Source organism: Amycolatopsis sp. NPDC021455 (genome assembly GCF_040640995.1).
Classification (GTDB): domain Bacteria; phylum Actinomycetota; class Actinomycetes; order Mycobacteriales; family Pseudonocardiaceae; genus Amycolatopsis.
The window spans coordinates 1-20,251 of the sequence record NZ_JBFACT010000066.1; the positions used below are offsets into that span (position 1 = coordinate 1).

Genomic DNA, 20,251 nt, shown 5'->3' on the forward strand with positions numbered 1-20,251 from the left:
CGCGCGCGTGGGGGGGCCCCCCCGCCGGGGGGGGGGGGCCGGGGGGGGCCGTTATTGTCTTCGCGGGTTGTTGGTCGGTCCCCGATGACTCATTCGCGACCCTCTGCCCTGGTCCGGCCGGGGGAGCGCGGCCTGCCGGACGGTGCGGGTCACCCGGCTCGGCATGTCGTGGGCCCAGGCGGTCCGGCCGCCGTGTGCGGCCCACTAGGCTCGGGCCCATGTCGCGCCGTTCCCTCCACACGCCCGCTCCCGATGCCGCCGCCCTTCGTGCCCGGTTGGACCGCGCCCGGGCCGCCGCGGCCGCCGCGAGCACCGATGCCCTGCTGATCGCGCCCGGCTCCGACCTGCGCTACCTGCTCGGCCAGGCGGGTGGCTCGTTCGAGCGGCTGACCACCCTCGTCGTTCCGGCCGACGGCACGCCCGCGCTGGTGGTGCCGAAGCTGGAGGCGCCCGGCTACGCCGACGTCCCGACCGACGAGCTCGGCGTCGAGTTGCTCACCTGGGTGGACGGCGACGACCCCTACAAGCTGGTCGTCGACCGGCTCGGCAAGCCCGGCCGGGTCGCGGTCAGCGACTTCACCCCGGCGCTGCACGTGCTCGCGTTGCGGGCCGCCCTCGGGGAGGCCGAGCAGACGCTGGCCGGGCCGGTCGTGCGGGAGCTGCGGATGCGCAAGGACGCCGCCGAGATCGCGTCGCTGCGCGAGGCCGGTGCGGCGATCGACCGGGTGCACGCCCGCGTCCCGGAGTTCCTGCGGCCCGGCCGCACCGAGGCGGAGGTCGGTGCCGACATCGCCGCGGCCATCGTCGAGGAGGGGCACGTCCAGGCGGACTTCGTCATCGTCGGTTCCGGCCCGAACGGCGCGAGCCCGCACCACGACGTCTCCGATCGCGTCATCGAGGAGGGTGACGTCGTGGTCGTCGACATCGGCGGGCCGCTGCCGGCGGGCTACAACTCCGACTCCACCCGGACCTACGCCGTCGGCGAGCCGCGGGATGCCGACGTCGCCGGGACCTACGCGGTGCTGCAGCGTGCCCAGGCCGCCGCGGTCGCCGCCGTGCGGCCCGGCGTGACCGCCGAGGCCGTCGACGCCGCCGCGCGCGACGTCATCGCCGAGGCCGGGTTCGGCGAGTACTTCATCCACCGCACCGGCCACGGCATCGGCCTGGACGTGCACGAGGAGCCGTACATCATCGCGGGGAACGCGCTGCCGCTGGAGCCGGGCATGGCCTTCAGCGTCGAGCCGGGCATCTACCAGCCGGGCCGGTGGGGCGCCCGGATCGAGGACATCGTCATCGTCACCGAGGACGGCGTCGAGTCCGTCAACAACCAGCCGCACGAGCTCGTCGTGCTGGACGCATGACGCCCGGCGGCCTGGAGCCGCTCGACCAGGCGATCGTGCAGGAGCTCGCGGCCGACGGGCGGCGCAGCTTCACCGACCTCGCCGAGCGCGTCGGGCTGTCGGTGTCGGCGGTGCACCAGCGGGTGCGCCGCCTCGAGCAGCGCGGGGTCATCCTCGGCTACACCGCGCGGCTGGACGGCGAGCAGATCGGGCTGCCGCTGACGGCGCTGATCTCGCTGACGCCGAACGACCCGGCGGCGCCGGACGACTACCCCCAGCGGATCCAGCACATCAAGGAGATCGAGTCGTGCTACTCGGTGGCCGGCGACGAGTCCTACATCCTGCTGGTGCGCGTCCAGTCGCCGCTGGCGCTGGAGGACCTGCTGCGCCGGATCCGGGAGGCCGCGAAGGTGTCGACGCGCACGACGGTCGTGCTCTCTACGCCGTTCGAGGGACGTTCGCCGACGTTCTGATCCCGGCGTCCCGCCCGGTGGCCGGGGCGCTGGTACGGTAAAAGGTATGGCAACACGTAAGGTGACTCTTTCGCTGGACAGCGGCGCGCTGGAATTCGCCGAACGAGCCGCGAAAGCCCACGGAATCTCGGTCTCGTCCTGGCTGTCGAAGGCGGCCAGGCGCGAGGCGGTCCGCACCGGCTACACCCCGCAGAAGCCGGAACCGGGCGTCGCGGAATCGGACGAGGCCGAACGCAGCGCGGCGGAGAAGGATCTGCGTGCGCAGGGGTGAAGTCTGGACGTACCACCCCCCGACCGAACCGGCCCGGCAGCGCACGGTCGTGCTGCTGTCCTCGGACGGGGTGAACGAGTCCGAACGGCCCTGGCTGCTCGGCACCGAACTGCTCGACCGCGACCCGATGGACATCCTCGGCGTGGCGATCGACGCCCGCTACTGGGTGTCGACGCTCAACCTGACCCGGCTCTACCGACCGTGGTTCGACGAACGCGTCGCCGAGATCGACCAGGACGTCCAGGAACGCATCGACATCGCCCTGCGCGCCGCCCTCGACCTCTGACACCGCGTACCGGAACGGTACGTCAGCGGGCGACGACTTCCGGGGCCGCGTGGAGCTTGCCGTCCGCACCCGCCAGGCAGGACGCGTTGCCGTCGCGGGCCGCGATGAACTCGGTGAGGCAGTTGGCGATCGCGGTGTGGCCGGCGGCGTTGGGGTGGAACGACTCCTGCAGCGCGTGTCCCGCCCGCTCGACCCGGCTGAGGTCGGCCAGCTGCAGCGTCAGCCGCGTGAACCACTCCGTGGCGGGGTTCGCGCCGCCACTGCACGCCTCGTGTTTGAAACCCGCCTTGGCCAGGTCCAGGAACCGCGCGCCGGACTGCTGTGCGGCTGCCTTCAGGCCTGAGGACAGGATGCCGATGCCGGTCTGGGAGATCCACTGCAGGTCCTCGACCCGGAACGGGCAGCCGTTGAGGCTGCGCAGGTCCTCCGGCAGGTCGGGGCCGATCGGCGCGGCGTAGGACTGCAGGATCAGCTGGTAGTCCGCGGGCACGTATCCCGCCTGCGCCAGCACCGTCTTCACGTCCGAGACCGCCTTCGCGACCTTCGGCACCATCGCGTCCACTTTGGACTGCCAGGTCTGCTTCAGTGCGGTGCTGCAGGGCGGGCCGCCGGGGCTGAACCACGCCTTGAAGCACTCGGTGACCTGGTTGGAGAACTTCGGTTCGTCGTTCGCGCCGACCGCGATCACCACCGCGGCCACCCGGTGGTCCTTCACCAGCGCCGCCAGTTGCTGCGCCTGCGAACCTTCCGTCCACTGCTTGACGTCGCCGAGCGCGACCTGCTCGGCGGGCGCGCCGGAACAGCCGAGGTTCACGTGCGCGGTGACACCGGGCACGGCGATCTTCTCGACGAACGCGTTGGGGGAGCGGTGGCACCAGTTGCCGCCCTGGCCGTTGGTGGCGGCGGTGTACTGCCCGGCGCCTTCGCCGGAGACCGTGCTGTCACCCATCGCGACGACCGTGAGCGGGCCGGTGCCGGGCGGTCCCTGCCGCGGCTGTGGGTGTCCGGGGCGGCTTTCCGAGCCGAAGAAGACGAAGAACGCGGCCAGCACGGCCACGCACGCGAGGACCAGGGCCCCCCAATACCACCGAAGACGTCGCATCGCCGTCGATTCTACGGATCGGGTGATCGACTTCGGTCCCGGACACGGTGCGTCACCGGTCACTCCGCGCCTTGACGAAACGGACTGTGGTCCGATACGGTCAAGGCATAACCGGACCGTGGTCCGTAAAACTGTCGAGGAGCCGAGACATGCCCGATCTGCTGCACATTTCCGCGTCGCCCCGGGGCGAGGACTCCCAGTCGCTGCGCCTGGCAGCTACTTTCCTGGACACCTACCGCACCGTTCACCCGAGCGCCGAGATCGACGAATGGGACCTCTGGGACGGCTCGCTGCCGGCGTTCGGCCCCGCCGCGGCGCGCGCCAAGATGACCGTCTTCGGCGGCGGCACTCCGCAAGGTGAAGAAGGCGAGGCGTGGCGCGCGGCCGGCGAAGCCTTCGCCCGGTTCGACGCCGCCGACCGGATCCTGTTCAGCGTGCCGATGTGGAACTCCGGGGTGCCGTACGTGCTCAAGCAGTTCATCGACGTCGTTTCCCAGCCCGGCCTGGTCTTCGGCGTCGACCCGGTGACCGGCTACCAGCACCTGCTCGCCGGCCGGGGCAAGCGCGCCGCCGTCATCTACACCAGCGCCGTGTGGGCGCCCGGCCTCGGGCCCGAGTTCGGCGCGGACTTCCAGGCGCCGTTCTTCACCGGCTGGCTCAACTGGACCGGCATCGACGACGTCGCCGAGATCCGGTTCCACCCCACCCTCACCGGCGACACCGAGGAAGCCTTCCGCATCGCCCACGAAACAGCCCGGGACGTCGCGAAGGCGTTCTAACCCGCCTCGGTCAGGTCAGTGGCCGCCGCGAGGCCGGCGGCCAGATCGGCGATCGTCCGCACCGCCGGATTGTCGTTGCCCGGCAACCACACCAGCTCGGTGAGCGCGACGTCGTCCTCCAACGGGACGAACGCCACGCCGGTGCGGCGGAGGCTGTGCGACGAGCGGGCCAGCCGGGTGACGCCGACCCCGGCCGCGACCAGGCCCAGCAGCCCCTGCACGGTCGACGCCCGCTGCACCACGCGCGGGATGAAGCCCGCGGCGGCGAAGTCGTCGTCGTAACGGCGGTGCCAGGGATCCCAGCTGCTGCGCGGGGTGAGAACCCACGGCTCGGCGGCCAGGTCGGCCAGCTTCAGCGAAGCCCGGCCGGCCAGCGGGTGGTCGGCCGGGAGCACCGCGCAGACCTCCTCGGTCAGCAGCGTCCGCGACACCAGGCCCTCGACCAGCGGCGGCCGGGTGAAGGCCAGGTCGAACCGGCCTTCCCGCAGACCGTCGACGAGCTCGGCGATCGACGCCTCGGCCGTCGACACCGCGAGGTCGGGGAACCGCTCACGGACGGCGCGGACCACTGGCGGCAGCAGGTAGTTCGCCGTCGTGGCGAGGAAGACCAGCCGCACGCTGCCGATCTCGCCGCGCACCGCCCGCCCGAGCGTCGCGACGGCTTCGTCCGCGCGGGCCAGCACCGCGCGGGCCTCCGGCAGGAACAGCTCCCCGACGGCGGTGAGCCGCGCTCCGCGCGCGCCTCGGTCGAACAGCCGCGCGCCCAAGGCCCGTTCCAGGACGGTGATCTGCTGCGACAGCGACTGCTGCGCGATGTGCAGGCCCGCGGCGGCGCGGGTGAAGCTGGTTTCGTCGGCGACAGCGACGAAGTAGCGAAGCTGCCGCAACTCGGGAGTCACAGGCTCAGACTGTAGCCGCGGCAGGACATCGGTGTTGGCCGCCCGGTCATGATCGTCGCCAGGATGGAAGGAGGAAAACCACTGGGAGGAAACCGAAGATGACGAACACCGACGGCCGCGTCTGGCTGATCACCGGCTGCTCCGCCGGCTTCGGCCGGGAAATCGCGCTGGCCGCCCTGGCCGCGGGCGACCGCGTGCTGGCCACCGCCCGGCGGCCGGAGACCCTGGCCGAACTGCGGGAACACGGTGGCGATCGGGTCCGCACCGCGGCACTGGACGTCACCGACGCCGGTCAGATCGACGCGGCGGTGAAGACCGCGCTCGAGGAGTTCGGCCGGATCGACGTCGTGGTCAACAACGCCGGCAGCGGCACGGTCGGCGCGGTCGAAGAGCTCACCATGACCGAGCTGCGCGCGGTGATGGAAGTGATGTTCTTCGGCGCGGTCGAGGTGACCAAGGCCGCGCTGCCGCACCTGCGCGCGCAGGGCAGCGGCACGATCGTGCAGATCACCTCGATGGGCGGGCAGCTGGCCCCGCCGGGCTACGGCGCCTACTGCGCGACCAAGTTCGCCCTGGAAGGCATCTCCGAAGCACTGGCCGCGGAGGTCGCGCCCTTCGGCGTGAAGGTGCTGATCGTCGAGCCCGGCGCGTTCCGCACCGAGTTCGGCGGCGCCCGGATGCACCGGTCCCGCACGATCGACGCCTACACCGTGTCCACCGGCGGAACCCGCGAAGCGGTCGAGAACATGGACGGCACCCAGCCCGGCGACCCGGCCAAGGCGGCCGCCGCGATCGTCCGCGCGGTGGGCAGCGACGACGCGCCGCTGCGGCTCGCGCTGGGCGCGGACGCCGTCGAAGCGATCCGCGCCCACCACGAGGCCGTCGCGGCGGACCTGGCCGCCTGGGAGGAGGTCAGCCGGGCCACCGCGCTCGACTAGCTCTGGGGGTCCTGCAGGAGGCCGAGGACGTTGCCGTCGGCGTCGGTGAAGGTCGCCACCAGGCGCCCGTTGCCGACGTCCTTCGGCTCGTCCTTGACCTTCGCGCCCGCCGCGGTCACCTCGGCGAGCTTCGCCTCGATGTCGCCGACGTGCCAGTACGTCACCGGCCCGGTCATACCCTGCTGCGCGCCGTTCGGCACCAGGCCGATGTGCTGGCCTTGCGTGTCGTAGCCGACGTAGTAGGGCGCGTCGGCCTGCGGCTCGGTACCCAGCAGGGCGGTGTAGACGGCCTTGGCGGCGGCCAGGTCGGTGACGGGGTGCAGGACGGTCTTGATCCCCTGGGTGCTCATCTTCGGTGCTCCTGAAGTCGTGGTCCGTGGTACGTCGACGACGCTATTCCCGGCCCGCTGACCAGCGCTTCTCGATTCCTGATCGGTTGGCGGGGTCACCGCGGCTACACTCCGGACCGGCATCGGGACGGAGTTGGGGGGACCGCGATGAGCGGGAGCAGGGTTTTGGTGGCCGGGGCGAGCATCGCGGGGCCCGCGCTGGCCCATTGGCTGAGCCGCCGCGGAGCCGAGGTGACCGTGGTCGAGCGGGCTCCCGGACTGCGTCCCGGCGGGCAGGCCGTCGACGCGCGCGGGGTCGCCAAGGAGGTCATCCGGCGGATGGGGCTGGACGCCGCGGTGCGTGCGGCCCGCACCGAGACCGCCGGCGCGCACACCGTGGACGTCGGCGGGAACGTGCTGGAGACCTTCCGCGCCGAGGACGACGGCGGCGACGGGTACATCGCCGACATCGAGATCCTGCGCGGAGACCTGTCGCAGGTGCTCTACGACGACACCCGCGCTCGTGTCGAGTACCTCTTCGGCGACCGCATCGCCGAGCTCACCCAGGACGCGGACGGCGTCGACGTCACGTTCGCGGGTGGCGACCGGCGGCGCTTCGACCTGGTCATCGGCGCCGACGGACTGCACTCGGCGTTGCGCGCGATGGTCTTCGGGCCCCGCGAGCGGTTCGTCCGCCACCTCGGGCTCGTGCTGGCCTTCTACAGCGTGCCCAACGAGTTCGGGATCGACCGCTGGATGCTCGACTACCAGCACGAGGGCCGCTCCGCCGGCCTGCGGCCCCTCAAGGACCCCACCCGGGCGATGGCCATGCTCTCCTTCCCCTCGGCCGGCTTCGACGTCGACCACCGCGACATCGAGGCGCAGAAGAACCTCCTGCGCGAGCGCATGGCCGGTCTGGGCTGGCAGACCCCGCGCATCCTCGCCCACCTGGACAGCACCCCGGACTTCTACCTCGACCAGGTCGCCCAGGTGGTCATGGACCGCTGGTCGCACGGACGAGTGGGGCTGATCGGCGACGCGGCGTCCTGCTCGTCGCCGATGTCCGGCGGCGGCACCGGGCTGGCCCTGGTCGGCGCCTACCTGCTGGCCGGCGAACTCGCCGCCGCCGGGTGGGACCCCGAGGCCGGGTTCGCCGGCTACGAGACGCGGATGCGCCCGTACGTCGAGGCCAACCAGGAGATCGGCCGGCTGCACGTCCAGAGCCGCGACGCCGCCGCGGACGCCGAGCCCGACATGGAAGCGCTCATGCCGCTGATCGAGCGCGCCATCAACGGCGTCGACCTGCCCGACTACGCCGGGGTGCCGGACTCCGGGGCTTCGGTCAGTCCAGCAGCGCCGTAAGGACGCCGTCGAGCAGCCGGACACGGCGGTCGGCGATGCGGTGGACCTCCTCGTCGTGGGTCGCCACGATCACGGCCGCCCCCTCTTCCGCGCACCGGCGCAGCAGCCGCAGCACCCGGGGCGTCGAGCCGGCGTCCAGGTGCGCGGTCGGCTCGTCGGTCAGCAGCACCCGCGGCCGCCCGGCGACCGCCCGGGCCAGCGCCACCCGCTGCTGCTGCCCGAACGACACCTCCAGGGGGTAGCGGTCGCCGAGCCCGCCGATGCCCAGCTCGTCCAGCAGGCCGGTGACCCGCTCGGCGATCGCCGACGGCGACGGGCGCGGGACGTCCGCGCGCAGCCGCAGCGGCAGGGCGACGTTCTCGGCGATCGTCAGCTCGTTGGCCAGCCCCAGGGCCTGCGGCAGCACCGCGCACGTGTGCCACGGCGGCGCGCCGCTGATGGGGACGCCGTCGAGCAGCACACAACCGGAGTCGGGGGAGTCGAACCCGCACAGCAGCGCCAGCAACGCGCTCTTGCCCGAGCCCGACCGGCCCGACACCGTCACCAGCTCACCGGCACCCACGCGCAGCTCCAGCCCGCGCAGCACCTCGATGTCCCCGCTCGGGTGGGCGAAACTGCGGCGCAGCCCGACGGCTTCCACGACTGTCATGCCGGCGGCTCCCGTTCTTCGACGCCTTCGAGCGAACCCTTGTGCAGCCGGGCCACCCGCGCGCCGAGGTCGATGAGGCGCTCGTCGTGCGAGGCGACGAGCACCGCGAAATCCTGGTCCACCAGAAACCGCAGGGTGTCCAGCACCAGGTCGGCCGACGCCGCGTCCAGCTGCGACGTCGGCTCGTCGGCCAGGACCACCGTCGAGCGCGCGGCCAGCACGCACCCGAACGCCAGCCGCTGCTGCTGCCCGCCCGAAAGCGCGGAGATCTTCCAGCCGCCGGTGCCGTGCAGGCCCAGCTGCCCGAGGATGTCCTCGGCGGTGCACTCGGTCCCGGCGGCCTCGGCCGCGGCACGGAGGTTCTCCGCCACGGTCAGGTAGCCCAGCAGGTTGTCGGCCGGGTTCTGGAACACCAGCCCCAGGTGGTGGCGCCGCAACGCCCGCCGCTCCCGGTGCCGGAGCTTGCGGACATCGGCGCCCTGGAACGTCATCGTGCCGCGCGCGGGCGGCTCGAACAGCCCCAGCACCCGCAGCAGCGTCGACTTCCCCGACCCCGACGGTCCCGCGAGCACGGTCATCCCGCGCGCGGGCACGTCGATGCTGACGTCGTCGACGCCGGTGACCACGCCGGCCGGCGTCTGGTAGTCGACACCGATGCCGCGTAAGGAAAAGAGGGGCTTCTCAGGCACGGATCAGCTCCGCGGTCCGGGCGGTGCGCACCGAGCGCACCGCGATCCAGCCGGCCAGGCCCACCACCAGCACGCCCACGGCCAGCACGGTCAGCACGAACGGCAGCGGATCCGGCAGCTCCGACCGCGGCGCGAGGAACGTCGCCGGGTCGAACCGCGGCACCGACAGGCCCGCCACCGAAACCCCGCACACGACCCCGACGGCGATCGCCAGCCCGCTCAGCGCGCCCAGCTCCATCAGGTGACTGGCCAGCAGCGTCCGCGGCCGCATGCCCATCCGCAGCACCAGCGCCCCGGCCAGCGCGTTCTGCCGCCGCCGGACCTCGACCGCCACCAGCAGCGCCAGGACCGCCACCACCCCGAGCACCGCACCCAGCAGCGCCACGAACGAGAACGTCCACGACACCACGAAGAACGGCAGACCGTCCAAAGCGGACTCGCGGCTGACCCGGTTCGGGATGAACACCCCCGCCGCCCGCAGCGCGGCGGTCGCCTCCGCCATCGGCGACGTCGTCAGCACACTCCACTTCGGCACCCCGTCCAGCTGCGCCCGGCCGAGCACCGCGCGCGAAACGACGTAGCCGGGGGAGGTGCCGATCATCGGGAACACCGGCAGGTCACCGGCGACGACGGCGTCCGGCAGGCCGCCCGGCAGCTCGCCGGTCTGCTTGGCCGTGTGCCCGACCCGGATCACCGGCGTGCCGCGCGGGTCCGGCTGCGAGATCTTCCGCAGCAGCTCGGGGAGGTCGCCGCCGGGGACGCGGTCCACGGCGGCGCCGCGGGCGAACGTCGCCGGGTCGACCACCAGCACCACGCTGCCGGTGCCGGTCAGCTCCCCGACCACGGTGCTGGTTCCCGCCAGCGACGCGGGCATCGCGATGTCACCCATGCCGATCGGGCTGTCGGTGTCGAGGCGGGTGTTGCTGCCGACGAAGATCGCCGACTTGGTGTCCAGGGCCTCCTCCTGGCCGCGGGCGATGCCGATCCCGGTGGCCAGCGTGCCGATGGAGAGGGTGCCGATGACCAGCACCCCGGTCACCGGGGCCCGGGCGCCGGCCAGCCGCCGGATCGCCAGCTGCAGCGCCGGGCGCGACCAGAACCGGGCCCGGTGCGAGGCGTGCAGCGCCAGCCACGCCAGCCGCGCGGTCAGCAGGCCCACGGTCAGCACCACGAACACCGGATACGTCAGCGCCAGCGGATCGACCTGCGGTAATGGATTTCCCAGCCGCGACGCAGTGCCGTAGCGGGCCAGGCGGGTCCAGCCCAGCCACGCCATCCCGGCCGTGGCGAGCTCCCACGGGAAGTACGCCAGCAGCCGCACCCGGTTGCCGCGGCGCCGGACCCGGCCCAGCTCGAACTCCCGGTGCGCCCGCACGGCCACGACGAGCGCCAGCAGCGTCAGCGACACCACCAGCGTCACCGCCGCGACGACGCCGGCGCGCAGCACGGCCGCCGGATCGGGTGCCCCGGGCGGCCCGTACACACCGAGCAGCACCCGCGCCGCGACCGCGCCCGCGGCGCCGCCGAGCAGGATCGGCAGGCCCAGTTCGGCGACCGCGAGCCCGCCCAGCGCCGCCGGGCCGCTGCCGCGGGCCGAGAGCAGCCGCAGCTGCGCGTGCCGCCGCTGGTACCACTGCAGGGCCACCGTGCCGAGGCCGGCGCAGCCGACCAGGACGCTGATCAGCGCCAGCGGCAGGATCGAGACGAACACGTTGTCCTGGGCCTGGCGGGCGATCACCGCCGAGCGCTCGAACGTCGGGACGTCGGCGGCGACCAGCGAGCCGAGCCCCTGGGCGGTCAGGTCGGCGCGGACGTCGGCGACGAGGTCGCGCGAACGGCGCACCAGATCCTCCGCCGCGCTCAGGGTCGTCGGCGCGGGCTCGTAGAAGGAGACGTGGAAGAACTCCAGCACCGGCAGGCCGATCGCCTGCACCGTGTCGTCGAACGTCTTCCGGTCGGTGGCGAACACGGTCGAGTCGACCGGGTCGTCGGCGAGCCGGTCGACGACGGCGCCGGACTGCTGCGAGCACCACCACCGCGGCGGCGGGTCGAGCAGGTCGCGGTAGATCCCGGTGACCGGCGGCAGCGGAACCCCCTGCAGGCTCGGCTTCGTGCCGACGCCGATGTGCTCGGCGTCGGCCACGACGTTGCCCAGCCACAGCCCCGGCGCGCGGGTGCCCTGCCGCAGCGCCAGGTTGTCCAGGCCGGCCTGGTCCCGGTAGCCGAACCGGACCTTGTAGTGCGGGTCGCCGTTGAACTCGACGCCGCGCAGCACGTGGGTGTACTGGCTGACCACCGGCGTGGAGAACCCGTGGGCGGCGGCGTGCCGCTGGATCGCGCCGGTCACCGCGGGGATGTCCCGGACCGGCATGTTGCCCTTGCCGAACATCGGGCCGTAGCTGTCGGGACAGGTGATCCCGGTCTGGTAGGCCACCGCCGCCCCGCCGGCCGCGGACGCCTGCAGCACCGCGGCGGTGCCGAGAAAACAGGCGAGCAACGAGGTCACGGCCGCCACGATCAACGTGAGCGGACTGGAAAGGGCGGCCCTCGGGGCCGCCCGCCACGGCTTGGTCACTCTGGGTTGTCCAATCTTCCCCCACTTCACCCGCATGGACGCACGCTACCGGCAGGCCCCTGGGAGTTGGAACGTTTATGTCACGATCGTTGCTCCACTGACTGTGGTCGGCCATTGGTTCAGTCCACTGTGGAAAGCGCTCTCGGCAGCCCCGGTTGGGCAATACGGAGGTTGGCCGGACCTTCGCGGCCGGAAAGACTGCGCGGGGACGATCTCCACCCCCGCAAAGGAGGAACGATGCCGCACATTCCGCTCGACCCGCAGCTGCCCGGGATCCGGTCGCTGATGGCCTACCGGCCCGAAACCGCCGTGCCGCTCAACCACCTGGCCCAGACCCTCCTGCGCGGCCCGAGCAGCCTCACCGTCGGGGAGCGCGAACTGATCGCGGCGGTCGTGTCGAACGGCAACGAATGCCGCTTCTGCCACGGCAGCCACGCCGCCGCCGCGGCCGAGACCCTCGACGGCGGCCGTGCTGTCGTCGACGCAGCCTGTGCCGGGGTCGACGACGCGCCCGTCTCGGAAAAGCTCAAGTCCCTGCTGCGGATCGCCCTCGCCGTCCGCGAGACCGGCCGTGCCGTCACGCCCGAACTGGTCGCCGCCGCGCGTGCCCAGGGGGCGACGGACCTCGAGCTGCACGACACCGTCCTGATCGCCGCGGCGTTCTGCATGTACAACCGGTACGTCGACGGGCTCGCCACCGTGGCGCCGGACGACCCGGCCGTCTACGACCAGATCGGGAAGGTGCTCGCCGCCGAGGGGTACGGCCGCTGATCAGGGCACCAGCACGATCCGGCCCGGCCGCGTCCAGGCGTCGCCGGCGTCGGCGAGCGGGACGCGCTCGTAGCCGACCGTGAGCTCGCCCGCCATCGCGTGAGCCACCACGGTGAGGAGGGCTTCGCGGCGCTCGTCGGCGGTGAGCTCGTTGTTCGTGTAGCCGAGGACGCGCAGCGACCGGCTGCGCAGTACGGCCGAGGGCACCGCGAACTCCTCGCCGGCCGCGCTGCCCAGGTTGACCAGCCGGCCACCCTGGCGCAGGGTGCGCAGCGCCGCCGCGGCCGGGACTCCGCACACCGGGTCGACGGCGAGGTCCACCGGCCCGGTGGCCTCACCCAGCCGCCGCGCCAGCGAACCCGCGTCGTCACCCTCCTCGAGCCGGACGACGCGGTCCGCGCCCAGCCGCAAGGCCCGCTCCAACGCGGCATCCGAGCGCGCGCACGCCACGACGTGCCCGGCGCCGGCCACCCGCGCCAGCTGCAACGCCGCCTGTCCGACCACGCCGCCCGCCCCGAGCACCAGCACGGTCTCGCCCGGCGCGAGCCCGCCCGTCGCCGTCAGGCACATCCACGCCGCTACCGCCGACAGCCCGAGCGCCGCGACGAGCGTGTGGTCGGCACCGGGCGGCAGGGCGACCAGATCCTCGGGCGCGACCACCGCGTGCTCGGCCATGCTGCCGTCCCCGGGACGCATGCCCGCGGTCGTGGCGAACCAGACCGGCGTCCCCGCCGGGTGCGTCGGCATCGGCCGCGTGAGGACGCCGACGCCCTGCACTCCCGGCACATACGGCGTCGAGGGAACGCCGAAGTAGGACGTGCCGGACGCGCAGAGCAGGTCGAGCGGGGTGATCGGCGCCGCCGTGACACTCACGGCGATGTCGCCGGACCCCGGCTCGGGGTCCGGCCGGCCGGTCACCACCGGGGGTTGCCCGGCCGCCCGGATCTCAGCGGCGCGCACGGCGGTCAGACGGGCTGGAGGACGAAGTCGTACCGCGCTTCCAGCCACGGCTCCGCCGACTCCCCGCCGTCCGGCGTCGGCCCGGGATCGCGCGGCTCGAAGGCGACGACCAGCTCCTGCTTGGTGCCGAACACGACGTCGCTGTCGAGGTACTGCGCGCCTTCCTGGAACAGGTGCGTGATCAGCGGCTCGTAACCGGCGGCGTTGATCAGGAAGTGCACGTGGGCGGGCCGGAAGTGACTGATGTCGGTGCCGCGGATGAGCTCGCCGACCGGGCCGTCCATCGGGATCGAGTACCCCTTGGGCGCGATGGTCCGCAGGCAGTAGGACCCGTCGGCGCGAGTGCTGTACTTCGCCCGCAGCCGGGCCTCGTCGACGTCCGGGATCTGCGACTCGTACGCGCCCTCTTCGTCGGCCTGCCACACGTCGAGGACCGCACCGGTGACGGGCGAGCCGTCGAGGTCGCGGACGAAACCGGTGATGTAGAGCGGCGTGCCGGGCAAGCCGTCGGACATGTCGCCGCCGAAGTCCTTCTCCGGCGAGCCGTCGATGTGGAACGGGCCGAGCACGGTGGCCGGGGTCGCCTTCGCGTCGAAGGCGTGGTTCATCTGGACCACCAGCATGCTCAGGCCGAGCACGTCGGAGGCGAGGATGAACTCTTCCCGCTTCTCGTCGCTGATCTGCCCGGTTCGGGTCAGCCACCGCATCGCGGCCATCCACTCGGTCTCGCTCAGCCGCACTTCGCGGGCGAAGGCGTGCAGGTGCCGCACGAGCGCGGCCATGACCTCCGCCGTCCGCGGGTCGTGCGCGCTCGCCCAGCGCTCCGCGGCGAGCTCGGTGATGTTGTCCTCGGTGACGAGCTGCATCGGCGTTCCTCTCACGGTTCCGGATCCGGGGCGACCGACCGGTTGTTCAGGTCGACCGACAGGAAGATGTCGTTCGCGACCGGGTGCCGCAGCTCCTCGGCGAGCTGGCCGATCAGCCCGGCGGTCCGGGCGAGCAACGCGAACCCCCGCAGCAGCTCCAGCGGCAGCCCCAGGTCGGCGAGCGCGGCCCCGCAGACACCGGCACCGTTGAGCGGCAGCGTCTTGCCCAGCACCCGCGGGTGCACCCGGCCGATCGCGGCGAACAGCTCCAGGTGCGGGCCGCGCAGGCCCTCCTCGTCGGCGATCGCGAACAGCCGCGGGGTGCGCGGGTCGCCGTCCTTGTGCACGTGGTGCCCGAGCCCCGGGACGAACTTCCGCTCCGCACGGCGCTTTTGGACGGTTTCGAGCGCGAGCGCGTCCCAGCCTGCCTCGTCCGTGGGCAGCTCGGCTTCGGCCAGCACGGCGTGCAGGAACCGGCCGCAGTCCTCGGTGACCCCCAAGAAGCGCGACCCGCCACCCAGCAGGCCCGCGGCCAGCGCACCCTGGACCGAGTCCGGCGCGGACAGGTAGGTCAGCCGCGTGACGATCGCGGTCGGGGTGAAGCCGTGGTCGGCCAGCGCGGCCAGCACCGCCTCGAAGACCCGGGTTTCCCCTTTGGCCGGACGGCGCTGGGTCGCCAGCCAGAAGGCCAGCTCGCCGAAGCCGACCGTGCCCATCACGTCCTCGGCGAGGTCCTGGCCGAGGAGCGTGATCTTGTCCTTTGTGGACGCTCCGAGCGCGGTTTCGTAGACCGGGTCAGTCATTCGCCGCCTCCGTCAGCCACGCACGCAGTTCCGCGCCGTGCTCGTCGAGTTCCGGCGGCGGCAGCCGGTAGGCGGCGGGGGTGGCGGAGAACCGGATCGGGTGGCGGGTGGTGGGGACGGCGCGGTCGCCGTCGCCGACCTCGACTACCGGGTCCAGCCCGAATCGTTCGGCCATCGCGAAGCCGCCGTCGATCGTGTTGATCGGTCCACAAGGGACACCGACCTTCGTCAGCGCGTCGAACCACTCGTCCGCGCCACGGGTCTTCAGGCGCTCCTCCAGCAGCGGCCGGAGTTCCTCGCGGTTCTTCGTGCGGTCGGCGTTGCGGGCGAACCGCGGGTCGTCCGGGACATCCGGCAGGTCCAGGACCTCGCACAGCCGGCGGAACTGCCCGTCGTTGGCCGCGGCGACGATCAGGTCGTTGTCGGCGGTGGGCAGCGGCTCGTAGGGGAAGACACTCGGGTGGGCGTTGCCCATCCGGTACGGCACCACGCCGCCGGCGGCGTAGGCCGAGCTGTGGTTCACCAGCCCGGTCAGCGCCGAGGACAGCAGGTTGACCTCGACGTGCTGCCCTTCGCCGGTCGCGTCGCGGTGGCGCAGCGCGGCGAGGATGCCGATCACCGCGTGGTTGCCCGCCATCACGTCGAACACCGAGATCCCGGCCCGGTACGGCGGCCCGTCCGGGTCCCCGGTCAGGCTCATCAAACCCGAGATCGCCTGCACCATGAGGTCGTAACCCGGCACGTGCCGTCCCTCGCCCGAGCCGAACCCACTGATCGAGGCGTAGACCGAGCCGGGGTTGGCCGCGCTGACCGCGGCGTAGTCGAGGCCGTACTTGGCCAGGCCGCCCGGCTTGAAGTTCTCGATCACCACGTCCGCGCGGGCGGCCAGCTCGCGGGCGACCGCGGCGTCCGCCTCCTCCCGCAGGTCGAGGGCGATCGACCGCTTCCCCCGGTTGACGCCGAGGTAGTAGGTCGAGACGTCGCCGCGCACCGGCGGCATCCACGTGCGGGTCTCGTCGCCCTGCGGGCCCTCGACCTTGACGACGTCGGCACCCAGGTCAGCCAGCAGCATCGTGGCGTACGGGCCGGCGAGCACCCGGGAGAAGTCCGCGACCAGCAGTCCCGCCAGCGGGCCCGTTGCGGTGGTGGTCACCCGGTTTCCTCGCCTTCTGTCCGTTCAGCGGACGAGTGTCCGCGAAGCAGTCTGCTCTGGCGCGCGGACCGGGTCAAGACACGGCGGGCACGGTCACGTGCGGGACGTCGTCCAGCCGGGCGAAGTCGGCGCTGATCTCCCCGGCGGTCTGCAGCAGCAACGGCAGGTGGTGCTCCAGCAGGCGGTCGACGGGCGTCTCCGCGGCGTGGCAGTTGACGTTGACGCCGGCGATCACCCGGCCGGACCCGTCGCGCAGCGGCGCGGCCACCGAGCGGATGCCCAGCGCGAGCTGCTCGTCGGTCAGCGCCCAGCCACGGGCCCGGACCTCGCGCAGCTCGGCGTCGCGCTCGGCCCGCTCCGGCTGCCAGCGCGGCACCAGCCCCGAGCGCGTCGGCTGCGCCAGCACCGCGTCCAGCTCGTCCGGCGGCAGGGCCGCGAGCTGCACCTTGCCCAGCGACGTCGGCAGCGCCGGGAACCGGGTGCCGATCTGCACGGTCAGCCCGACGATCTTCGGCACCGCCACCCGGGCGACGTAGACGATGTCCGAACCGTCGAGCTGGGCGATCGAACACGACTCGCCGGTGCGGGCGACCAGGCGCTCCAGGTGCGGCCGGGCGACGTCCCACAGGCCCATCGAACGCACGTAGGCGACGCCGAGGTCGAGCACGCGCGGGGTCAGGGCGTAGCCACGGCCGTCGGCGCGGACGTAACCGAGCTCTTCCAGGGTGAGCAGGATCCGGCGCGCGGTGGGGCGGGCCAGCCCGGCGGCCGTGGCCACCTCGGCCAGCGTCATCTCCGGCCGCTGCGGCCGGAACGCCGTGATCACCTCGAGCCCGCGCGCCAGCGCCTCGATGAAGTCGGGACCCGTTCCCTCGCGTGGCATGCGCGACCTCCTCCTGCAGTGGTCCTCCCGGGCAGCGTAGCGGCGGGGAGGCGGCGGGGATTGACACCGGCGCGGCACTGGGCAAAGGTGACTGCGCCCCTCAAGTGTCCGCAGGGCGGACGAGTGTACGCAACTGGAGGCAGCGATGACGCAGCCCACCGACGGTCCGGTCGTCCTCCGGGGCGGCACCGTGCTGACCCTCGACGACGCCCGCCGCGTGCTCGTCGGCGAAGACGTCCTCGTCGAAGGCGACCGGATCACCGCGATCGGCCCGGCACTGGAGGTGCCGCCGGGCACGACCGAGATCGACGCCAGCGGCGGGATCGTCCTGCCCGGCATGATCGACACGCACCGCCACCTGTGGCAGACCGCCATGCGCGGCTACGGCGCCGACTGGACACTCACCCAGTACTTCGTCTGGTACTACCTCGAGTGGGGCAAGGTCTTCCGCCCCGAAGACATCTACGCCGGCAACCTGCTCGGCGCGCTCGAGGCCCTGGAAGCCGGGGTCACCACGACCGTCGACTGGTCGCACGGCCTGCAGACCACCCAGCACGCCGACGCCGCGGCCGACGCGCTGCAAGCCGTGCCCGGCCGGTTCGTCCTGGCCTACGGCAACATCCAGGACGCGCCGGCGAACTGGACCGGCACCCCCGAGTTCCGCGACTTCGTCTCCCGCCGCATCACCGGCGACGACCTGCTCGGCTTCCAGCTCGCCTTCGACGTCACCGGCGACCCGGAGTTCCCCGAGAAGCCGGCCTTCGAAGTCGCCCGGGAGCTCGGCGTGCCGGTGACCACGCACGCGGGCGTCTGGGGCGCCACCGGCGACGACAGCATCCGGCTGATGCACGACCACGGGTTCATGACGCCGGAGACGATCTACGTCCACGGCGCGTCGCTGTCGGCCGACTCCTACCACCGGATCGCCGCGACCGGCGGCTCGGTGTCGGTCTCGACCGAAAGCGAGCAGAGCGCCGGCCAGGGCTACCCGCCCACCTGGGCCCTGCGGAAGTACGGCATCCCGGTGTCGCTGTCGATGGACACGTCGGTGTGGTGGAGCGGCGACCTGTTCTCGGCGATGCGCGCGACGCTGGGCGCCGACCGGTCCCGCGAGCACCTGGAAGCGCACGCCAAGGGCGAAACGGTCACGCACGCGGCACTGCGAGCCGAGCAGGTGGTCGAGTGGGCCACCCGCGGCGGCGCGCGGGCACTGGGCCGCGCCGACCTCGGCAGCCTCGAGGTCGGCAAGAAGGCCGACGTGGTGCTGCTGAAGAACGACGACTCACCGGCGTCGTTCCCGCTGCTCAACCCCTACGGCCACGTGGCGTTCCAGGCCCAGCGCGGCGACGTCCACACCGTGCTGGTCAACGGCCGCATCGTCAAGCGCGACGGCCGGCTGGTGGGCGTCGACCTGGCGGCCGTCCGCCGCCGCGTCGAGGAGACGGTGGAGCACCTGCGCGCGCAGCTGGGCGAGGAGGCGTGGCGGCAGGGGATGAACCCGGACGTCCCGGAGACGAAGATCCTCGACAACCCCTACACCTACACCGACTACCAGAGCGACAGCACCCACGGCGGCTGAGCTACCGTTCCGGCCGTGGCCCAGGTCTTCATCCAGCCCGCCTACGGCACGCCGGACGCACGCCGGTACGGATCGGAGTCCCTCGAGCGGACCGTGGCCTTCCGCGAGTTCGCCGACCTCCTCGACCCCGCGGACCTCGCCCGCCTCGACGCCCTGCACCCGGGCGGGCGAGCGCGGTTCTGGGGCGCCAAGGACAAGTACGACCGCCGGATGGACACCGTGACCACCGGCGACGTCGTGCTCTTCACCGGGCGCAAGCACGTCCAGGCCACCGCCGAGGTGGGGCACGGGTTCCGCAACCCGGCGTTCGCCCGCCGGCTGTGGCGCCCCGACCCCGGGAAGTGCCTGTTCAGCAACGTCTACAGCCTGCGGCGCTACCGGCGCGTCGAGCTGCCGTACGAAGAGATCTGGGCACTGCCCGGCTTCAACCCCGGCGACCACTTCATGGGCCTGCGGTTCCTCGACCAGGCGAAGTCCGCCGCCGTCCTCGGCCTGCTCCAGTCCACTTCCGCGCACTGAGCGGGCCGGGTCCGTACCGCGCGGACCCGGCCCGCTTCGGCCGCGAGCGTCAGCCCTGGTCGTCGTCGAAGTAGTGGTGCACGGCGTGGTCGACGGTCCAGTCGTCGGCGTCGGCCACCGCGGTGACCGAGTGCGCTTCGGCGCCGTCCACGCCCGCCGCGGTGTACCAGGAGTGGTGACCGGCGTAGTCCGGCACCGCCACCGAGTGCGCACCCTCCGACGATGCGCCGTACGGGCCGGCGGTCAGCTTCTCCGCCTCGTAGACGGCGTGGTGCTCACCCGCGTGGCTCACGACGTGCGCCGAGGACGCGCCGTCCACCCCCGCCGAGTGCGACTCGGCGGCGTAACCGACGTCATCGGCGTCCGTGTCGTCGGTGCTCGTGTCGTACACCGGGCGCACGGCGGGCGCCTCGTCCATGACCGGGTCCGGGTGGCCCACGACGTGGTGGGGCCGGGCCACGGCGGGAGCGTCGTAGTCGTCGTCCGAGTCCCAGCCGGACTCGCCGGAATGCGTCACGGCGGCGCCGCCGATGCCGGCCACGGCGGTCTCCGTCTCGGACCAGTGGTGGCCCCACCAGTCCGAACCCTCCTCGGTGTCGGTCGTGCCGGCCCCGCCGATGCCGGCCCAGCTGCCGGAGCTTTCGGCGCTCCACCCTTCGTCCGGCCACCCCAGCGGATCGGCGGTCGCGGGACAGGCGATGACGAGGGAAAGCGGCAGCGCGAAAGCGCCGGCGACAGCCAGTCGTCGCAATGCAGACATGATTTCTCGGGGTCCTTTCTCAGTGCGGCTCCCGGGTGAATTCTCCGGCCCGGGAGGTCGGGGCAGAAGTTCTGTCCGCTCTGCACGGTACCGCCCATTCTGGGCCGCTGACCTGCGCAAATACCCGATCGGTGTGCGGGAACCGCCGGGTGGAGGACAAATCCGGAACACGGTCGGACCAGCATAGGCCGCCCCCGAAGAAGCAGGCGTGATGAATGGCGTGAAATCACACGCTCAGGTAGTTCTCCGTTTAACGGGAAAGATC

At 72.6% G+C, this 20,251-nt stretch carries 22 protein-coding genes; 10 read left to right on the top strand and 12 right to left on the bottom strand.

The window, feature by feature from the left end:
- The first annotated feature begins 218 nt into the window (after positions 1-218).
- Genes AB0G28_RS40320 through AB0G28_RS40335 form a run of 4 tightly spaced genes read left to right on the top strand, consistent with a single transcriptional unit; the run spans position 219 to position 2,370 of the window.
- On the top strand, positions 219-1,361 hold the full coding sequence (locus AB0G28_RS40320) for a Xaa-Pro peptidase family protein (RefSeq protein WP_361102320.1): 1,143 nt from the start codon (positions 219-221) through the stop codon (positions 1,359-1,361).
- Complete coding sequence (locus AB0G28_RS40325; RefSeq protein WP_361102323.1) at positions 1,358-1,813, top strand: Lrp/AsnC family transcriptional regulator; 456 nt, start codon at positions 1,358-1,360, stop codon at positions 1,811-1,813. Before AB0G28_RS40320 ends, AB0G28_RS40325 begins: the two co-directional genes overlap by 4 nt.
- Positions 1,814-1,859: 46 nt before the next feature.
- A complete protein-coding gene (locus tag AB0G28_RS40330) occupies positions 1,860-2,084 on the top strand; it encodes a hypothetical protein (RefSeq protein ID WP_093946846.1) in 225 nt (74 codons plus the stop codon).
- Positions 2,071-2,370, top strand: coding sequence for a hypothetical protein (locus tag AB0G28_RS40335; protein WP_020638237.1), 300 nt, complete (start codon positions 2,071-2,073; stop codon positions 2,368-2,370). Before AB0G28_RS40330 ends, AB0G28_RS40335 begins: the two co-directional genes overlap by 14 nt.
- Before the next feature lie 22 nt (positions 2,371-2,392).
- On the opposite strand, the gene AB0G28_RS40340 is transcribed toward AB0G28_RS40335, so the two are convergent.
- Positions 2,393-3,472: a GDSL-type esterase/lipase family protein gene (locus AB0G28_RS40340; protein WP_361102327.1), complete on the bottom strand. Its 1,080-nt coding sequence runs from the start codon at positions 3,470-3,472 to the stop codon at positions 2,393-2,395.
- Between the two features lie 149 nt (positions 3,473-3,621).
- Between AB0G28_RS40340 and AB0G28_RS40345 the strand changes: the two genes are divergently transcribed.
- Positions 3,622-4,251, top strand: a complete 630-nt coding sequence (locus AB0G28_RS40345) for an NAD(P)H-dependent oxidoreductase (RefSeq protein ID WP_361102330.1) — start codon at positions 3,622-3,624, stop codon at positions 4,249-4,251.
- Here AB0G28_RS40345 and AB0G28_RS40350 read toward each other — a convergent pair.
- On the bottom strand, positions 4,248-5,150 hold the full coding sequence (locus AB0G28_RS40350; RefSeq protein WP_361102333.1) for a LysR family transcriptional regulator: 903 nt from the start codon (positions 5,148-5,150) through the stop codon (positions 4,248-4,250). The two genes, AB0G28_RS40345 and AB0G28_RS40350, sit on opposite strands and share 4 nt — an antisense overlap.
- A gap of 98 nt (positions 5,151-5,248) precedes the next feature.
- Here AB0G28_RS40350 and AB0G28_RS40355 point away from each other — a divergent pair, with 98 nt between their 5' ends.
- Complete coding sequence (locus AB0G28_RS40355) at positions 5,249-6,088, top strand: oxidoreductase (RefSeq protein WP_361102336.1); 840 nt, start codon at positions 5,249-5,251, stop codon at positions 6,086-6,088.
- Here AB0G28_RS40355 and AB0G28_RS40360 read toward each other — a convergent pair.
- The gene (locus tag AB0G28_RS40360; RefSeq protein WP_361102339.1) at positions 6,085-6,438 is read right to left on the bottom strand and encodes a VOC family protein; all 354 of its coding nucleotides are present in this window, start codon (positions 6,436-6,438) and stop codon (positions 6,085-6,087) included. The two genes, AB0G28_RS40355 and AB0G28_RS40360, sit on opposite strands and share 4 nt — an antisense overlap.
- Before the next feature lie 147 nt (positions 6,439-6,585).
- Between AB0G28_RS40360 and AB0G28_RS40365 the strand changes: the two genes are divergently transcribed.
- Positions 6,586-7,779 (top strand): FAD-dependent monooxygenase, encoded by a 1,194-nt coding sequence (locus AB0G28_RS40365; protein ID WP_361102342.1) that lies wholly within the window; start codon positions 6,586-6,588, stop codon positions 7,777-7,779.
- On the opposite strand, the gene AB0G28_RS40370 is transcribed toward AB0G28_RS40365, so the two are convergent.
- Genes AB0G28_RS40370 through AB0G28_RS40380 form a run of 3 tightly spaced genes read right to left on the bottom strand, consistent with a single transcriptional unit; the run spans position 7,760 to position 11,692 of the window.
- On the bottom strand, positions 7,760-8,428 hold the full coding sequence (locus AB0G28_RS40370; protein ID WP_361102345.1) for an ATP-binding cassette domain-containing protein: 669 nt from the start codon (positions 8,426-8,428) through the stop codon (positions 7,760-7,762). The genes AB0G28_RS40365 and AB0G28_RS40370 overlap by 20 nt on opposite strands.
- Positions 8,425-9,117, bottom strand: coding sequence for an ATP-binding cassette domain-containing protein (locus tag AB0G28_RS40375; RefSeq protein WP_361102348.1), 693 nt, complete (start codon positions 9,115-9,117; stop codon positions 8,425-8,427). Before AB0G28_RS40375 ends, AB0G28_RS40370 begins: the two co-directional genes overlap by 4 nt.
- Positions 9,110-11,692, bottom strand: coding sequence for an FtsX-like permease family protein (locus AB0G28_RS40380; RefSeq protein WP_361102351.1), 2,583 nt, complete (start codon positions 11,690-11,692; stop codon positions 9,110-9,112). The genes AB0G28_RS40375 and AB0G28_RS40380 overlap by 8 nt, the downstream gene beginning before the upstream one ends.
- Positions 11,693-11,929: 237 nt before the next feature.
- On the opposite strand from AB0G28_RS40380, the gene AB0G28_RS40385 reads away from it, so the two are divergent.
- Positions 11,930-12,463 (top strand): carboxymuconolactone decarboxylase family protein, encoded by a 534-nt coding sequence (locus tag AB0G28_RS40385; protein ID WP_361102354.1) that lies wholly within the window; start codon positions 11,930-11,932, stop codon positions 12,461-12,463.
- Here the strand turns inward: AB0G28_RS40385 and AB0G28_RS40390 are convergent, their stop codons facing one another.
- From AB0G28_RS40390 to AB0G28_RS40410, 5 genes are all read right to left on the bottom strand, one after another.
- Positions 12,464-13,423 (bottom strand): zinc-binding alcohol dehydrogenase family protein, encoded by a 960-nt coding sequence (locus AB0G28_RS40390; RefSeq protein ID WP_361102357.1) that lies wholly within the window; start codon positions 13,421-13,423, stop codon positions 12,464-12,466. It lies immediately after the preceding gene.
- A 5-nt stretch (positions 13,424-13,428) separates the two neighbouring features.
- A complete protein-coding gene (locus AB0G28_RS40395; protein ID WP_361102360.1) occupies positions 13,429-14,289 on the bottom strand; it encodes a dioxygenase in 861 nt (286 codons plus the stop codon).
- An 11-nt stretch (positions 14,290-14,300) separates the two neighbouring features.
- Positions 14,301-15,092: a citryl-CoA lyase gene (locus AB0G28_RS40400; RefSeq protein ID WP_361102363.1), complete on the bottom strand. Its 792-nt coding sequence runs from the start codon at positions 15,090-15,092 to the stop codon at positions 14,301-14,303.
- The gene (locus tag AB0G28_RS40405; RefSeq protein ID WP_361102366.1) at positions 15,085-16,245 is read right to left on the bottom strand and encodes a CoA transferase; all 1,161 of its coding nucleotides are present in this window, start codon (positions 16,243-16,245) and stop codon (positions 15,085-15,087) included. Before AB0G28_RS40405 ends, AB0G28_RS40400 begins: the two co-directional genes overlap by 8 nt.
- A 73-nt stretch (positions 16,246-16,318) precedes the next feature.
- Positions 16,319-17,128, bottom strand: a complete 810-nt coding sequence (locus tag AB0G28_RS40410) for an IclR family transcriptional regulator C-terminal domain-containing protein (protein ID WP_361102369.1) — start codon at positions 17,126-17,128, stop codon at positions 16,319-16,321.
- Positions 17,129-17,273: 145 nt separating this feature from the next.
- On the opposite strand from AB0G28_RS40410, the gene AB0G28_RS40415 reads away from it, so the two are divergent.
- Positions 17,274-18,707, top strand: a complete 1,434-nt coding sequence (locus AB0G28_RS40415; RefSeq protein WP_361102372.1) for an amidohydrolase family protein — start codon at positions 17,274-17,276, stop codon at positions 18,705-18,707.
- A 15-nt stretch (positions 18,708-18,722) separates the two neighbouring features.
- The gene (locus tag AB0G28_RS40420) at positions 18,723-19,226 is read left to right on the top strand and encodes a hypothetical protein (protein ID WP_361102375.1); all 504 of its coding nucleotides are present in this window, start codon (positions 18,723-18,725) and stop codon (positions 19,224-19,226) included.
- 49 nt (positions 19,227-19,275) lie between these two features.
- On the opposite strand, the gene AB0G28_RS40425 is transcribed toward AB0G28_RS40420, so the two are convergent.
- Positions 19,276-19,986, bottom strand: a complete 711-nt coding sequence (locus AB0G28_RS40425; RefSeq protein WP_361102378.1) for a hypothetical protein — start codon at positions 19,984-19,986, stop codon at positions 19,276-19,278.
- Positions 19,987-20,251: the final 265 nt, after the last annotated feature.

What these genes read in the sequence shown, in the direction of transcription:
- AB0G28_RS40320 (WP_361102320.1), top strand. Translation starts at nt 219, where the DNA reads ATGTCGCGCCGTTCCCTCCACACGCCCGCTCCCGATGCCGCCGCCCTT.
- AB0G28_RS40325 (WP_361102323.1), top strand. Translation starts at nt 1,358, where the DNA reads ATGACGCCCGGCGGCCTGGAGCCGCTCGACCAGGCGATCGTGCAGGAG.
- AB0G28_RS40330 (WP_093946846.1), top strand. Translation starts at nt 1,860, where the DNA reads ATGGCAACACGTAAGGTGACTCTTTCGCTGGACAGCGGCGCGCTGGAA.
- AB0G28_RS40340 (WP_361102327.1), bottom strand. Translation starts at nt 3,472, where the DNA reads ATGCGACGTCTTCGGTGGTATTGGGGGGCCCTGGTCCTCGCGTGCGTG.
- AB0G28_RS40345 (WP_361102330.1), top strand. Translation starts at nt 3,622, where the DNA reads ATGCCCGATCTGCTGCACATTTCCGCGTCGCCCCGGGGCGAGGACTCC.
- AB0G28_RS40355 (WP_361102336.1), top strand. Translation starts at nt 5,249, where the DNA reads ATGACGAACACCGACGGCCGCGTCTGGCTGATCACCGGCTGCTCCGCC.
- AB0G28_RS40360 (WP_361102339.1), bottom strand. Translation starts at nt 6,438, where the DNA reads ATGAGCACCCAGGGGATCAAGACCGTCCTGCACCCCGTCACCGACCTG.
- AB0G28_RS40365 (WP_361102342.1), top strand. Translation starts at nt 6,586, where the DNA reads ATGAGCGGGAGCAGGGTTTTGGTGGCCGGGGCGAGCATCGCGGGGCCC.
- AB0G28_RS40370 (WP_361102345.1), bottom strand. Translation starts at nt 8,428, where the DNA reads ATGACAGTCGTGGAAGCCGTCGGGCTGCGCCGCAGTTTCGCCCACCCG.
- AB0G28_RS40385 (WP_361102354.1), top strand. Translation starts at nt 11,930, where the DNA reads ATGCCGCACATTCCGCTCGACCCGCAGCTGCCCGGGATCCGGTCGCTG.
- AB0G28_RS40395 (WP_361102360.1), bottom strand. Translation starts at nt 14,289, where the DNA reads ATGCAGCTCGTCACCGAGGACAACATCACCGAGCTCGCCGCGGAGCGC.
- AB0G28_RS40400 (WP_361102363.1), bottom strand. Translation starts at nt 15,092, where the DNA reads ATGACTGACCCGGTCTACGAAACCGCGCTCGGAGCGTCCACAAAGGAC.
- AB0G28_RS40410 (WP_361102369.1), bottom strand. Translation starts at nt 17,128, where the DNA reads ATGCCACGCGAGGGAACGGGTCCCGACTTCATCGAGGCGCTGGCGCGC.
- AB0G28_RS40415 (WP_361102372.1), top strand. Translation starts at nt 17,274, where the DNA reads ATGACGCAGCCCACCGACGGTCCGGTCGTCCTCCGGGGCGGCACCGTG.
- AB0G28_RS40425 (WP_361102378.1), bottom strand. Translation starts at nt 19,986, where the DNA reads ATGTCTGCATTGCGACGACTGGCTGTCGCCGGCGCTTTCGCGCTGCCG.